The following is a 13,899-nucleotide window of genomic DNA, read 5'->3' on the forward strand; positions in this document are numbered from 1 at the left end:
GTCCGGCCGTCGCGCGGCAAGGAGTGACATGACGACAGCGGCTGACCAGCCAGGGCGGTGAGGATGACCGAAGCCGACACCCCGTTCGACGTACTCGTCATCGGCGCGGGATTCTCCGGGCTGTACATGCTGCACCGGCTGCGCCAACTCGGCATCCCCGCCCGGGTGCTGGAGATGGCCGAAAACGTCGGTGGCACCTGGCTTTTCAACCGCTATCCGGGCGCACGGTGCGACATCGAGAGCATCGAATACTCCTACAGCTTCTCCGAGGAGATCCAGCAGGAGTGGGTGTGGACGGAGTCGATGCCGGCGCAGCCCGAGATCTTGGCCTACCTCAACTACGTCGCCGACCGGCTCGACCTGCGCCGCGACATCCAATTCGGCGCCGAGGTCGTCGCGATGACCTTCGACGAAGACGCCGCGAGGTGGTCGGTGCGCACCCGGTCCGGCGACACCTTCCGCGTTCCGTTCGTGGTCGCCGCCTCCGGCATCCTGTCCGTGCCGCTGCAGCCCGACATCCCCGGGATGGACACCTTCGCCGGGACGTCGCTGTTCACCAGCCGCTGGCCGGCCGCGGGCGTCGACCTGACCGGCAAGCGCGTCGGCGTCATCGGCACCGGCTCGACCGGTGTCCAGCTCATCCCCGTGGTTGCCCGAGAAGCGTTGCACCTCTCGGTGTTTCAGCGTTCACCCGCATACACCCTGCCCTGGCGGGTGCACCGATTCCAACCCGGCGAGCTGGACGAGATGAAGGCGCGCTACGGCGAAATCCGCGCCGCTCAACGCGCCCACCCGATCGGCGCGGCCCGGCTGAGCGCCTTTTCCGTCCTGCTGGAAATGCTCGGGCGGCCGCCGCTGAAATCGGCCACCCGCGAAGAACAACTGCGCGCCATCGAGGAGCACGGCGTCCTGGGGGCGTTGAACTGGGGTGACGTCTTCTTCGACATCGAAGCCAACCGGATGGCCGCCGAACTGTACGGCGAGGCGGTCGCGCGGATCGTCAAAGACCCCGAGACCGCGGCGTCGTTGGTGCCGGTGCATCCCTTCGCCTGCAAGCGGCCGATCATCGACCAGGGCTACTACGAGACCTTCAATCGCGACAACGTCACCCTCGTCGACCTGCGCAAGGCGCCGATCCGGGAGGTCACCCCGGCCGGCATTCGCACCGACGACCGATTCCACGAGCTCGACGTCATCGTCTACGCCACCGGCTTCGACGCCATGACCGGTGCGCTCAGCCGGATCGACATCCGGGGCCGCGGCGGCATCGGGCTGGCCGAGTTCTGGGCCACCCAGGGGCCGCTGTCGTATCTGGGCCTGGCGGTCGCCGGCTTTCCGAACCTGTTCACCGTCCAGGGCCCGGGCAGCCCCAGTGCCGCCACCAACTTCGTCGCCGCCCTCGAACAGCACGTGGAATGGATCGGCGACTGCATCGCATACCTGCGCGCCAACCACATTCGCACCATCGAGGCGCTGAGCACCGCCCAGCAGGAGTGGATCGAGCACACCACCGCGCTCGTCGCGCCCACGGTTCTGGTCCACCCGTCGTGCAACTCCTGGTACAACGGTGGCAACGTGCCCGGCAAGAAACGGATGTACATGGGCTATACCGGCGGGATCCCCGAATACCGGCGCAGGTGCGACGAAATCGCGGCCGGCGGCTACACCGGTTTCAAGCTGGCTTAGTTGAAGGTGAGCGGATGGCGAAGGCATTGAGCGGGCTCAGCCTGGCCAGAGACGCCGCCCGGGAACTGGCCATGCTGGTGCCGCGGACGGTGGCGGGCCTGCAGGAGTCGACCGGTTGGGCTCCGCTGTCGCCCCGCGGTGCACGCCAGTTCGGTGAGGTCATGCTGGACGAGCTTGTGCTGAGCGCCTTTTCGCTGCTGGGTGGCAGCCCGGCGGCGCTGCGCCCGGTCGACGCCTGCGCCGCTGCCGCCGAGGAACTCGCCGCGCTGGGCATCGACGGCGCGCACGCCGCGCCGAACCCGTTGCGGCCGACCTCGATTCGGCGGCGCAGCATCGCCGGTCTCGACTACGAACGGATGGCCTTCGAGCACGACCCCGCGCTGCCGGCGACGCTGGTGGCCGACGGCTTGGGCGGCCCGGCCCGGGCGGTGGTGCACCTGCGCCGGCACCGTGACGGGCCCAGACCCTGGCTGGTCTGGGTGCACGGCGCCGGCCAGGGCGGCACCGAAGACCTGCTGCTGTCCGGCATCGGCCGAATACATCGCGAGCTGGGGTTCAACATCGCGATGCCGGTACAGCCCGGACACGGGTGCCGGCGCCGGCAGTGGCCGGTCTACCCCGACATGGATCCGCTGGGCAACGTCGCGGGCATGATGCGCGCGGTGTCGGAGGTGCGCGCCGTGGTGCGCTGGGCCCGGTCGCAGGCCAGCACCCTTGTGGTGGCGGGCATTTCGATGGGCAGCCCGGTGGCCGCACTGGTCTCCCACCTGGAGAGGCAGGTCGACGCCGTCGCGCTGTACACGCCCATCCTGGGACTCAACGCGATGATCGCCCGGCACCTGCAGCGCTGGGGGCCGGCCCGGGACGGATTCCGCGAACTGCTGCAATCCCCGGTGGTCACCCGGCTCACCTCGGTGATCGACCCGCTGGCGGTGACCCCGGCGCCGCCGCCGGAGCGCCGGCTCATCGTGGGGGCCTGGCACGACCGGATGGCGATGCGCGAGCCCGCGAACGCCTTACAGGACCGCTGGGCCGGCCAGTTGTACTGGTACGACGGCAGCCACGTCGGGCACATCTTCTCCCGGCGGGTACAGCGCATCACCGACCGGTTCCTGCGCGACGCGGTGCTTGCCTGATGCGGCCCACCTGGACCGCTCGCACCGTGGTCGAGCTGTACAACCTGGTGGTGTGGAACGAACGCAACATCGAACTGGCCCGGGAGTTGTTGGGCGACACGGTTATCCGGCATGAGGTCGGCGCGGCGCACACGCTGACACACGCCGAGGCGGTACAGCGGGTGGTGGACATGTGGGAGATGGCCGACTCGCTGCACTTCGACCTCAACGTCGTCGTCGAGGGCGACGACGGCGAGCACGTGGCGATCGTCTACGACTCGACGATCAGGACCAAGGACGGCGCGGAAACCAACATCGCCGGCATCGAGGTTTTCCGGGTCGTCGATGGCAAGATCACCGAGGTTTGGAACTGCGGCTACCAGCAAGGGGTTTGGAATTGAGCGACCGGGTGCTTGACGAGTTGGGCTTCTATCTGCTGGCCGGGGCAGGAGGTGAGGGCCCCGCGACCCTGATGGACGAGGCCCGCCGCGGCGAGGAACTCGGCTTCGGCACCGCCTTCATCTCCGAGCGGTGGAACGTCAAAGAGGCGTCGTCTCTGGTCGGGGCGGCGTGCGCGGTCACCCACCGGATGCAGATCGCCACCGCCGCAACCAATCACAACACCCGTCATCCGCTGATCACCGGGTCGTGGGCGACCACGATGCATCGACTGTCCGGCGGCCGGTTCACCCTCGGCGTGGGACGGGGGATCGCCGCGATCTATGGGGCGTTCGGCATACCGGCGGTGACGACCGCGCAGATGGAGGACTGGGCCGGGGTGATGCGCCGCCTGTGGCACGGCGAGCTGATCTTCAACCACGACGGACCGATGGGTAAGTACCCCATCCTGTTTCTCGATCCGGACTTCAACGAGGACATCCGGCTGGCCCTGGTGGCGTTCGGGCCCAACACGCTCGCGCTCGGCGGGCGGGTATTCGACGACGTCATACTGCACACCTACTTCACCCCGGAGACCTTGCAGCGCAGCGTCAAGACCGTCAAGTCGGCCGCGGAGAAGGCGGGCCGCGACCCCGACAGCGTGCGGGTGTGGTCGTGCTTCGCCACCGTCGGCGACCATCTGCCCGAACAGCTGCGGCTGAAGAAGACGGTCGCCCGGCTGGCCACCTACCTGCAGGGCTACGGAGACCTGCTGGTGCGCACCAACGACTGGGATTCCGCTGTGCTGCAACGGTTCCGCGACGACCCGGTGGTGACGTCGATCGCCGGCGGGATCGACCACAAGGCCACCCCGGAGCAGATCGAGCACATCGCGACGCTGATCCCCGACGAATGGCTGGAACCCTCGGCCACCGGGTCTGCGCAGCAGTGTGTGGCCCGCATCCGCCAGGAATTCGACTACGGCGCCGACGCGGTCATCCTGCACGGCGCCACACCCGACGAGCTCGAGCCGATCGTCGCCGCCTACCGAGCCGGCTGACCGCGAAAGTGCAACTAGCGACGCGTTTCCCGAGAGGTGCCGTCGGTAGTTGCACTCTCGCGGCGTACCGGTTCAGGGCATGATGACGGTCCGGCTCACCGGTTCGGCGGCGGCCTGCCGGCTGGACAGGCCGCGCCGCAACGACGCCAGCAACGCGTCCCGCGTCTCACGCGGGTCGATGAGTTCGTCGAACCCCATGTGCTCGGCCGACCGGTAGGAGGCCTGCAGCTCGGCGTTGCGCAGCTTGGTGGAGAGGTCCTCACCGGCGTGCGAGGCGCGGCTCAGCGCCGCCGCGCTCATCGCGCCCATGGTTGCACCCGGGTAGGCGAACGTCGCGACCTGATGGTCGAATCCCAACAGCGACATGACCATCGACCCGAACCCGTACGCCTTGCGCAGCGTGACGTGCAGCTTCAACGTGGTCGCCGCGGTCTGGGCGGCGAACATCCGCGCGCCGGCGCGCAGCACACCGCTGCGTTCGGACCGGCTGCCGGGCAGCATGCCCGGGTTATCGGCGAGGAAGACGATCGGCAGGTGGAACGAGTCGGCCACCATGATGAAGTGTGCCGCCTTGTCGGCGGCGTCGGCGTCGATGGAGCCGGCCAGCACCTGAGGCTGGTTGGCCACCACCGCGACGGGGTGGCCGCCGAGGTGGGCGAGCGCGCAGATGATCGCCTTGCCGAACTGGGGTTGCACCTCGAACCAGTCGGGGCTGTCGAACACCACGTCGAGCACGGCGCGCATGTCGTAGACGCGGCGGTTGTCCCGGGAGACGATGTCGAGCAGCTCCGGCGTCGGCCGCGGCATGGCGGCGTCGCCGGCGGGCAGCGACGGCGGGTACGACCAGGCGCTGGGCGGGAAGTAGGACAGGTAGCGGCGGACGTCGTCGAGCACCGCTTCGTCGTTTTCGGCGACGTTGTGGATCACGCCGCTGGGCAGCGCGACATCCGGCCCGCCCAGGTCCTCTTTCGAAATGTCTTCTCCGGTGGACTCTTTGACGACGGGAGGCCCGGCGGTGAAGATCGCCCCCTGCCTGCTCATGATCCGGAAGTCGCAGACCGGGGCCACCAGCGCGCCGTGTCCGGCCGACGGGCCGAGCACGGCGGCGACGGTCGGGACGCGACCAGAGCACTGCGCCTGGGCCAGCAGGTCGGTCGGGGTGCGGCCGTAATGCCCGCCGGTGGGGCGAAAGCCCGCGCCCTCGAGCAGCATGACCAACGGAATCTTGTCCCGCAACGCCAGTTCGGCGATGCGGTAGCGCTTCGAGTTGCCGCCGGGCCCGATGCTGCCCGCCAGGGTGGTGAAATCCTCGGCGCCCAGCATCACCGGCGTGCCGTTGATCTCGCCGGAGCCGACCACCAGGCCATCGGCGGCGATCTCGCCACCGACCAGGGTGCCGAGTTCACGGAACGTGCCCGGGTCGAGCAGGTATTCGATGCGGGCGCGGGCGTCGAGTTTGCCCTTGTTGCGGTGCTTGTCCAGCCGCTCCGGGCCGCCCATGTCGAACGCGTGCTGACGGCGCCGCTGGAGATCGGCGAGCGTTTCTTCCCAGTCCTGGGCTTTCGGCATGCCTATGTCCTACCTCATGGAGGATTCGTCGCGCGACCAGTCGGGGGCGGGCCGCAGATCTGCAGGGTCACATACTGGATTGCTTACTGTAAAGTTACCCGCATGCCTGACCCCGGCCGTCTCGAGGTCGGCGGCACCGAGCATCCCGGATCGAGGAGTTGCACCAGTGAGCACAACCACGATGGACGAGGCCGCCAAGTTGCTGGCCGATCCGATGGCCTACACCGACGAGCAGCGACTGCATGCGGCACTGACCCACCTGCGCGCCAACGCCCCGGTGTCCTGGGTGGAGGTGCCGAACTACAAGCCGTTCTGGGCGATCACCAAACACGCCGACGTCATGGACATCGAGCGGGAGAACATGCTGTTCACCAACTGGCCGCGCCCGGTGCTGACGACCGCCGAGGGCGACGAGATGCAGGCCGCCGCGGGGGTGCGCACCCTGATCCACATGGACGACCCCCAGCACCGGGTGGTGCGCGCCATCGGCTCGGACTGGTTCCGGCCAAAGGCGATGCGGGCGTTGAAGGTTCGCGTCGACGAGCTGGCCAAGATCTACGTCGACAAGATGCTGGCGGCCGGACCGGAATGCGACTTCGTCCAGGAGGTCGCGGTCAATTACCCCCTCTACGTGATCATGTCGCTGCTGGGCCTGCCGGAGGCCGACTTCCCCCGGATGCTCAAACTGACCCAGGAGCTGTTCGGCAGCGACGACTCGGAATTCAAGCGCGGCAGCTCCAACGAGGATCAGCTGCCGGCGCTGCTGGACATGTTCGGCTACTTCAACGGTGTCACCGCCGCGCGCCGCGAGCATCCGACCGAGGATCTCGCGTCGGCGATCGCCAACGCCCGGGTTGACGGCGAACCGCTCTCGGACATCGACACCGTCTCCTACTACCTGATCGTCGCCACCGCCGGCCACGACACCACCAGCGCCACCATCTCCGGTGGCCTGCAGGCACTCATCGAGAACCCCGACCAGCTGCAGCGGCTGCGCGACAACCTCGACCTGATGCCGCTGGCCACCGAGGAGATGATCCGCTGGGTCACCCCGGTCAAGGAGTTCATGCGCACCGCCGCCAAAGACACCGTGGTGCGTGGAGTGCCCATCGCCGCGGGCGAATCCGTGCTGCTGTCCTACGTCTCGGCGAACCGCGACGAGGACGTGTTCGACGAGCCGTTCCGCTTCGACGTCGGGCGCGACCCCAACAAGCATCTGGCCTTCGGCTACGGCGTGCACTTCTGCATGGGTGCGGCGCTGGCCCGCATGGAGGTCAACAGTTTCTTCACCGAGCTGCTTCCCCGGCTGAAATCCATTGAGCTGACCGGTGATCCGGAGCTAGTGGCCACCACCTTCGTCGGCGGCCTCAAGCACCTGCCGGTGCGGTATTCGCTGGCCTGAGCCGGGGTCAGGCCGCCACCTCTGCGTGATCGCTACACTCCCCGTGGAGGTCTGGCAATGACGCGCAGGACGATTGTCATCACGGGCGCCAGCGACGGCATCGGCGCGGCCGCGGCTCGTCGCCTCAGCCGCGCCGGCGACCGGATCGTCGTGGTCGGCCGCTCCCAAACCAAGACCGCCGCGGTGGCCGCCGAATTGGGCGCCGATCACTTCGTCGTCGATTACGCCGACCTGTCCCAGGTGCGGGCGCTGGCGGACAAGATGCGTGCGCAATACCCGCGCATCGACGTGTTGCTCAACAACGCGGGCGGGGTGGCCAGCAGGATCGAGCTGACGGCCGACGGCTACGAACGCACCTATCAGGTCAACTACCTGGCGCCGTTCCTGTTGACCACCCAGTTGCTGGATGTGCTGCTGGAGTCCCGGGCCACGGTCGTCAACACGACCAGCTCCTCGCACAAGCTGATCCTCCGTGCCACCGTCGACGACCTGGAGAACACCGCCAACCGCAGGCCCGCCGTCGCTTACGCGTACTCGAAGCTGGCAATCGTGTTGTTCACCAAGGAATTACACCGGCGCTACCACGCGCGCGGCCTTTCCGTTGCGGCCGTGCATCCCGGCAACGTCAACTCCAACATCGGCATCGCCTCGGGTTCGCGATTTCTGGTGTTCATGCAGCGGTACACCCCGGCGGCGCTGTTCATCTCGAGCCCGGACCAGGGCGCCGACCCCTTGGTGCGGCTGGCGTCGAGCCCGCCCGATTCGGAGTGGACGTCCGGCGCGTACTACGCCAAGCGCAAGATCGGCAAAACCACTCGCCTGGCGGACGATCCGCGATTGGCCGCCGAACTGTGGGAGCGCACCGCGGCCAGGCTCGGCTGACGAACTCCCGGGGTCGGCGGAGGACCGCCCGGGTGATCTTCGATACTCGCTGGTATCTGTCCGATACTGGCCGGTATGCTGCTGGGCATGTCGCCCGTCAAACCGCTTCGCAGCCGCCCCACCCGCGGCGAGGTTCGCGACCGGATCCTGGATGCGGCGGCGAAGGTGTTCGCGGCCGAGGGCTTCGCCGGGGCCACCATCGACGCGATCGGTCAGGCCGCGGGGTTCACCAAGGGAGCGGTCTATTCCAACTTCGAGTCCAAGGACGAGCTGTTCCTGGCCCTGCTCGACCGCGAGTTCGAGCTGCGCGGGCAGCAGATCGCGATAGCGCTGGACCGCAGCGCCGGCGACACCACCGCGGCCGCGCGCGAGGTGAGCCGGTCGGTGCTCGACTCGGTCCGCGACCATTCCGACTACTACGTGCTGCTCGTCGAGTACTGGCTGCGCGCCCAGCGCGATCCGCAGCTTCGGGAACGCCTGATCGAGCGCCGCCGCGCCGCGGCCGACCAGGCCCTGCACATCGTCGAGTCGACCGACACGGTGCCGGGCGACCGGCGGCTGACCGACATCGCCCAGCTCGTCGTCACCCTCAACCTGGGCGTGGCGATGGAAGAGGTGCTGCGCCCGGGAACCATCAACCCCGACCTGCTCGCCCAGCTAATCACCGCGCTGCTGGAATCGATACCGGTCTGACGGTGATGAGGGAAAGCCACACCATGGATGCCAACAACGAACCGGACGACGTCGCACCGGTGATCACCGCCGCCGGATTGGGGGTCGACGGCGAGCACGGGCCCCTGTTCTCGGGGGTCGACCTGGCCCTGACGCCGGGCTTTCACGCGATTCAGATGCCCGGCGGACCGGGGCAGACCACACTGCTGTTGACGCTCGCGGGACGGTTCAAGCCCAGCCACGGCACGCTCACCGTCCTCGGCGAAACAACTCCGCGCGCGATCCGCCGGCACTGCTCCATCGCGGCGTTCGAAGGCATCGACGATCTGGAGGATTCGGTGACCGTGGGGACCGTGCTCGCCGAGCAACGCCGGTGGCTGGCGCCCTGGTACTCGTCGGTGCCGCTGCAATCGCGCCCGGCCGAGCTCACCGAGGTCTTCGGCGACATGGCCCCGCCATCCGACAACACCTACGTCGTCGAACTGTCGGACCTCGAACTGTTCCTGCTGCGGATCACGCTGGCGTTGCTGTCGAACCGTCCGATTCTGGTGGTCGGCGACCTCGAACAGGTTCGTGACAACTCCCGACGAGCGATCGCGGCCGAGCGGCTCGGCGCGATCGCGAGGCAGCGCACCGTCGTCGTCGGGGTGACCAACCCGCTCGGCGCCGACGCGCCCGACCACGAACTCCACGATCACCGCATCCCGACCGGGGAGGACTGAAAGATGCTGGCTGGACTCGCCTTTGGCTCAGAGATCAAACGCTTCCGGCGTAGCCGATTGACGCGCGCGGCCATCGTCGTGCTGATGCTGCTTCCCCTGGTGTACGGGGCGCTGTACCTGTGGGCCTTCTGGGATCCCTTCGGCCACACCAACAAGATGCCGGTGGCGCTGGTCAACTCCGACCGGGGCGCCGTCGTGTCCGGCCAGCAGTTCAACGCCGGTGCGGAGATCGCCAAGAGTCTGACCGCCGACGGCAGCCTGGACTGGCACGTCGTGGACTTACCGGAGGCACGCAACGGAGTCGACCACGGCAAGTACTACTTCATGGTCGAGCTGCCGCCGGACTTCAGCGCGGCGATCGCGTCGCCGGTGACCGGGCAGCCCAAGAAGGCCAACCTGATTGCCGTCTACAACGACGCCAACAACTACATCTCGACGAGCATCGGTCGTACCGCCATCGAGCAGGTACTCAACGCCGTCTCCAGCCGGATCTCGGGACAGGCCGTCAATCAGATGCTGTCGGTGGTGGTTTCGTCCGGATCGGGTATCAAGCAGGCCGCAGACGGGGCGGCCCGACTCGACGACGGCGCCGGTCAGCTGGCAGCCGGCCTGGACAGCGCGCGGACCGGCTCGGCGACGCTCGCCGCCGGCGCCAAGCAACTGTCCGACGGAATCAACCAGGCCACCGACCCGCTGCTCGCGGTGACCAAGGCGGTATCGCAGATCGGCGGCAGCACAGAGCAATTGCAGCAGGGCGCCACCGCGCTCGCGCAGGCCAACGATCAGCTCGGCGCCATCGCCGCGGCGCAGGACGCCGCCGCGAGCTCGCTGACGTCGGTGATCGACCAGCTCTCCGCGCGAGCGGATCCGCTGGCGAACAACCTGCGCGGCATCCAGGATCAACTCCGGGGTCACCAGTTCACGCCCCAGATCCGCCAGCAGCTCACCGATGCGCAGAACGCGGCGATCGCCATGACTTCGGGGTTGCGGACCCCGGGCAGTCCGCTCGCGTCGGCGCTCGATCAGCTCGGCGGCAAGGGCCAGGAGCTGACCAACAAGCTCACCCAGCTGCGCGACGGGGCGCAGCAAGTCGCCACCGGTAACGCCGAATTGGCCGGCGGCATCGCCAAGCTCGACGACGGCGCCGGCCAACTCAAAGCGGGATCGGCCGAGCTGGCGACGAAACTCGCCGAGGGCGCCAGGCAGGTGCCGAACTGGACCACCCAGCAAAAGGAAGCGGTCGCCGACACCATCGGCGGCCCGGTGCAACTCGAGGCTTCCCATGAGAACGCCGCGCCCAACTTCGGCACCGGTATGGCCCCGTTCTTCCTCACCCTCGCCCTGTTCTTCGGCGCCTTGGTGCTGTGGATGGTGTTGCGGCCCTTGCAATATCGTGCGATCGCCGCGGAGGTGATCGCGATCCGCGTGGTGCTCGCCAGCTACCTGCCCGCCGCTGCGATCGCGCTGTTCCAGGCCGTCGTTCTCTACTGTGTGGTCCGGTTCGCCCTCGGCATGCACGCCGTCCACCCGGTGGCGATGCTGGGGTTCATGGTGCTGATTTCCGCCGCGTTCGTGGCCGCGACGCAGGCGATCAACGCTCTTGTCGGTCCGGCGGTGGGCCGGGTGCTGATCATGGCCCTGCTCATGCTGCAGCTCGTCAGCGCGGGCGGGATGTATCCCGTGGAAACCACGTCTCGGCCGTTCCAGGTCCTGCACCGCTTCGACCCGATGACGTACGGTGTCAACGGACTCCGGCAGCTCATCCTCGGCGGCATCGACGCCCGACTGTGGCAGGCGATCATCGTGCTGGCCGCGATAACGGCCGTCGCACTGGCGATCTCGTGTCTGTCGGCGCGCAGAGACCGGCTGTGGAACCTCAGCAGGCTGTTCCCCGCGATCAAGATTTAGGCCGCGCTCAGGCGATCCCGAAATCGATGATGCCCCGCACGATTTTGCCGTTGAGCAGGTCGTCGTAGGCGTCGTTGACCTCGTCCAGACGATAGCGCTTGGTGATCATCTCGTCGAGCTGCAGCTGACCGGTCTGATAGAGCCTGGCCAGCCGGGCGATGTCGGCCCTGGGGTTGCACGAGCCGAAGATGGTGCCCGCCAGTGTCTTGTTCATCAGGATGAAGTCCTGCAGCTCGATGTTGACCGACCGGGTCAACTGCGACGTCATGCCGGTGAGCACACAGGTTCCGCCCTTGCGGGTCAGCTTCAGCGCGTCGCGCACGTCGTCGGCGGTGATCAACGACGGCGAGACCACCACCGCGTCGGCCATCACCCCATAAGTCAAGTCCCGCACCAGGTCCAGGGCCTCGGCGATGGTCGCCACGCTGTGCGTGGCGCCGAACCGCAGCGCCGACTTCTGCTTGAACTCCACCGGGTCGACCGCGACGATCTGCGCGGCACCGCTGATCCGGGCGCCCTGGATGGCTCCGGTGCCGATGCCGCCGGCGCCGATCACCACCACGGCGTCCCCGCCGCACACCCCGGCCCGGTTGGCGGCCGAGCCGTAGCCGGTCGGGATGGCGCAGGACAGCAGCGCGCTCGGCGCCAGCGGCAACTGCTGCTCGATCTTCACCAGCGAATTCGTCGACACCACAGTGTGTTCGGCGAAGGCGCCGATCTTCGCGATGTGGCCGAGGTTGCCGCCGCCGGCCGTGTGGTGGCGGAAGGTGCCGTCGGTGGGCATCCCAGGGATCATGGTGCCGATGCCCACGTCGCAGAGGTACTCCATTCCGCTTGCGCACCAACGGCATTGGCCGCACACGGCGACGAACGACATCACCACGTGATCGCCCGGCGCGAAATCGGTGACGCCCTCACCCACCTCGCGCACGATGCCCGAACCCTCGTGGCCGCCGATGGTGGGGAACATGGTGGGCAGCCCCAGCGATCGCATCACCTCGTTGGGCGCCGACATGTCGCCCTTGAGGATGTGGTCGTCGGAGTGGCACAAACCGGCGGCGGCCATCTGCACCAGGACCTCCCCGGCGCGCGGCGGGTCCAGCTCGAACTCCTCGACCGACCAAGGGCCGCCGACGTCATGCAGGATCGCTGCCCGGCTTTTCATGCGGCGGGCGCGAACGTGACGGGAAGCTTGTTGGGGGAGCGGAAGGTGAGCCCGACGATCTTGGACTCCTCGCCGGTTCCGTCGTCGGGCACGAACGCCAAATCCCGCACCCGGTCGAACAGGCTGTTCAACATCACCCGGGTTTCCAGTCGCGCCAAATGCATGCCCAGGCACATGTGGATGCCCCCGGCGAAGGCGATGTGGGCCTGGCGGGGCCGGCGGATGTCGAAGGCGTTGGGATCGGTCCAGCGGGTCTCGTCGCGATTGGCCGAGCCCATGCACATGTCGATCTGGGCGTTGGCCGGGATGGTCTTGCCGCCGATTTCGACCTCCTCGGTGGTGGTCCGGGTGACCATGGTCAGCGGTGTCTCGAACCGCAGGGCCTCCTCGATCGCCATCGGTATCAACGACCGGTCCCGATAGACCATCGCCAACTGCTCGGGGTGGGTCAGCAACAGGTACAGCAGGTTGCCCGAGGAGCGGTAGGTGGTCTCCAGCCCGGCGGGCAGCAGCAACCGCAGGAACGCGATGATGGCCTCATCGGTGAGCTTTTCGCCGTCGATCTCCGCGGCCACCAGGTCGCCGATGATGTCGTCGGTGGGTTTGCGCCGGCGCTGCTCGACCTGTTTGAGGAAGTAGTCGTAGAGCTCGGTCGCGGCGTTCAGGCCGGCCTCGATGTCGGTGGGGATGGAGATCAGGTCCAGCGACAGCCGGCGGAACAGGTCGAGATCCTCGGCGGGCAGACCGAGCAGCGTCGAGATGATCCGCGTGGGGAACTCGAATGTCACCGCCTTCACCAAATCGGCGTGGCCGTCGTTCTTGATCTCGTCGACCAGTTGCTCGCAGACCGGCCCGATGACCGACGGCTCCCAGCGCTCCAGCGCGGTGGCGCGAAAGGCCTTGGCCACCAAGTTGCGGTGGTCGTGGTGTTCCCGGCCGCCCATCGCGAGGATGGTGTGGCCCATCACCAGGCCGATGGTCTCGTCGTACTTGTGCGAGCTGAAGATCCGGTCGTCGCGGAAGGCCTGCGACACGCTCTCGTAGTCGAACAGCACCCACTCGTCCTCGGGGCGCAGTTCCTCGGGCAGCTGGCTGGCGTCGGCCAGCGAGCCGTGCCAGACCGGGTCGGTGCGCCGCATGTGTTCGAAGAACGGGTACGGGCTGGTCTCGCCGGTGAAGTCGAGCGTCGGTACGACGGGTTGACCGGTCGGGCCAGTGCTCAGCGGCATAGCGCTCCTTACGCGAAAACGGACCGGTGGCGCGGGCCGCGCGCGGGTCCACGGCGGGTCGGTACCGAGCGGAATATCGCTATCATAGTATAAATAGCAACGAAGCCCAAT

Annotated in this window: 12 protein-coding genes; 9 read left to right on the plus strand and 3 right to left on the minus strand. The window is 67.9% G+C overall.

The window, feature by feature from the left end; genetic code table 11:
• Positions 1–63: 63 nt before the first annotated feature.
• The 4 genes from H7I87_RS12180 to H7I87_RS12195 are packed head-to-tail and all read left to right on the plus strand — an operon-like array spanning position 64 to position 4,239.
• Positions 64–1,686, plus strand: a complete 1,623-nt coding sequence (locus H7I87_RS12180) for a flavin-containing monooxygenase (RefSeq protein ID WP_011724246.1) — start codon at positions 64–66, stop codon at positions 1,684–1,686.
• Between the two features lie 14 nt (positions 1,687–1,700).
• Positions 1,701–2,822 (plus strand): alpha/beta hydrolase family protein, encoded by a 1,122-nt coding sequence (locus tag H7I87_RS12185; RefSeq protein WP_009975810.1) that lies wholly within the window; start codon positions 1,701–1,703, stop codon positions 2,820–2,822.
• Entirely contained in the window at positions 2,822–3,202 is a 381-nt protein-coding gene (locus tag H7I87_RS12190) for a nuclear transport factor 2 family protein (protein ID WP_003873147.1), read from the plus strand. The genes H7I87_RS12185 and H7I87_RS12190 overlap by 1 nt, the downstream gene beginning before the upstream one ends.
• Positions 3,199–4,239, plus strand: coding sequence for a TIGR03857 family LLM class F420-dependent oxidoreductase (locus tag H7I87_RS12195; protein WP_019732716.1), 1,041 nt, complete (start codon positions 3,199–3,201; stop codon positions 4,237–4,239). The genes H7I87_RS12190 and H7I87_RS12195 overlap by 4 nt, the downstream gene beginning before the upstream one ends.
• A gap of 72 nt (positions 4,240–4,311) precedes the next feature.
• Here H7I87_RS12195 and H7I87_RS12200 read toward each other — a convergent pair whose 3' ends face one another.
• A complete protein-coding gene (locus tag H7I87_RS12200) occupies positions 4,312–5,808 on the minus strand; it encodes an acyl-CoA carboxylase subunit beta (protein WP_009975813.1) in 1,497 nt (498 codons plus the stop codon).
• Between the two features lie 181 nt (positions 5,809–5,989).
• Between H7I87_RS12200 and H7I87_RS12205 the strand changes: the two genes are divergently transcribed.
• The 5 genes from H7I87_RS12205 to H7I87_RS12225 all read left to right on the plus strand — a co-directional run bounded on the left by H7I87_RS12205 (position 5,990) and on the right by H7I87_RS12225 (position 11,394).
• Complete coding sequence (locus tag H7I87_RS12205) at positions 5,990–7,210, plus strand: cytochrome P450 (protein ID WP_020371241.1); 1,221 nt, start codon at positions 5,990–5,992, stop codon at positions 7,208–7,210.
• A gap of 57 nt (positions 7,211–7,267) precedes the next feature.
• A complete protein-coding gene (locus H7I87_RS12210; RefSeq protein ID WP_003873143.1) occupies positions 7,268–8,092 on the plus strand; it encodes an SDR family NAD(P)-dependent oxidoreductase in 825 nt (274 codons plus the stop codon).
• A gap of 75 nt (positions 8,093–8,167) precedes the next feature.
• Entirely contained in the window at positions 8,168–8,785 is a 618-nt protein-coding gene (locus H7I87_RS12215) for a TetR/AcrR family transcriptional regulator (RefSeq protein ID WP_003873142.1), read from the plus strand.
• A 23-nt stretch (positions 8,786–8,808) separates the two neighbouring features.
• A complete protein-coding gene (locus H7I87_RS12220) occupies positions 8,809–9,486 on the plus strand; it encodes a hypothetical protein (RefSeq protein ID WP_019732717.1) in 678 nt (225 codons plus the stop codon).
• A 3-nt stretch (positions 9,487–9,489) separates the two neighbouring features.
• Positions 9,490–11,394, plus strand: a complete 1,905-nt coding sequence (locus tag H7I87_RS12225; protein ID WP_011724248.1) for a YhgE/Pip domain-containing protein — start codon at positions 9,490–9,492, stop codon at positions 11,392–11,394.
• A gap of 7 nt (positions 11,395–11,401) precedes the next feature.
• On the opposite strand, the gene H7I87_RS12230 is transcribed toward H7I87_RS12225, so the two are convergent.
• Positions 11,402–12,559, minus strand: a complete 1,158-nt coding sequence (locus H7I87_RS12230) for a Zn-dependent alcohol dehydrogenase (RefSeq protein WP_009975821.1) — start codon at positions 12,557–12,559, stop codon at positions 11,402–11,404.
• Entirely contained in the window at positions 12,556–13,788 is a 1,233-nt protein-coding gene (locus H7I87_RS12235) for a cytochrome P450 (protein WP_009975822.1), read from the minus strand. The genes H7I87_RS12230 and H7I87_RS12235 overlap by 4 nt, the downstream gene beginning before the upstream one ends.
• Between the last annotated feature and the right edge of the window lie 111 nt (positions 13,789–13,899).

The sequence above is a fragment of the Mycobacterium timonense genome (assembly GCF_025821985.1).
In the GTDB taxonomy this organism is placed as follows: domain Bacteria; phylum Actinomycetota; class Actinomycetes; order Mycobacteriales; family Mycobacteriaceae; genus Mycobacterium; species Mycobacterium avium.

Excerpts from the sequence above, each read along its gene's own strand:
- H7I87_RS12225 (WP_011724248.1), top strand. The coding sequence starts at position 9,490 with ATGCTGGCTGGACTCGCCTTTGGCTCAGAGATCAAACGCTTCCGGCGT.
- H7I87_RS12205 (WP_020371241.1), top strand. The coding sequence starts at position 5,990 with ATGGACGAGGCCGCCAAGTTGCTGGCCGATCCGATGGCCTACACCGAC.
- H7I87_RS12185 (WP_009975810.1), top strand. The coding sequence starts at position 1,701 with ATGGCGAAGGCATTGAGCGGGCTCAGCCTGGCCAGAGACGCCGCCCGG.
- H7I87_RS12220 (WP_019732717.1), top strand. The coding sequence starts at position 8,809 with ATGGATGCCAACAACGAACCGGACGACGTCGCACCGGTGATCACCGCC.
- H7I87_RS12200 (WP_009975813.1), bottom strand. The coding sequence starts at position 5,808 with ATGCCGAAAGCCCAGGACTGGGAAGAAACGCTCGCCGATCTCCAGCGG.
- H7I87_RS12235 (WP_009975822.1), bottom strand. The coding sequence starts at position 13,788 with ATGCCGCTGAGCACTGGCCCGACCGGTCAACCCGTCGTACCGACGCTC.
- H7I87_RS12210 (WP_003873143.1), top strand. The coding sequence starts at position 7,268 with ATGACGCGCAGGACGATTGTCATCACGGGCGCCAGCGACGGCATCGGC.
- H7I87_RS12215 (WP_003873142.1), top strand. The coding sequence starts at position 8,168 with ATGCTGCTGGGCATGTCGCCCGTCAAACCGCTTCGCAGCCGCCCCACC.
- H7I87_RS12190 (WP_003873147.1), top strand. The coding sequence starts at position 2,822 with ATGCGGCCCACCTGGACCGCTCGCACCGTGGTCGAGCTGTACAACCTG.
- H7I87_RS12230 (WP_009975821.1), bottom strand. The coding sequence starts at position 12,559 with ATGAAAAGCCGGGCAGCGATCCTGCATGACGTCGGCGGCCCTTGGTCG.
- H7I87_RS12180 (WP_011724246.1), top strand. The coding sequence starts at position 64 with ATGACCGAAGCCGACACCCCGTTCGACGTACTCGTCATCGGCGCGGGA.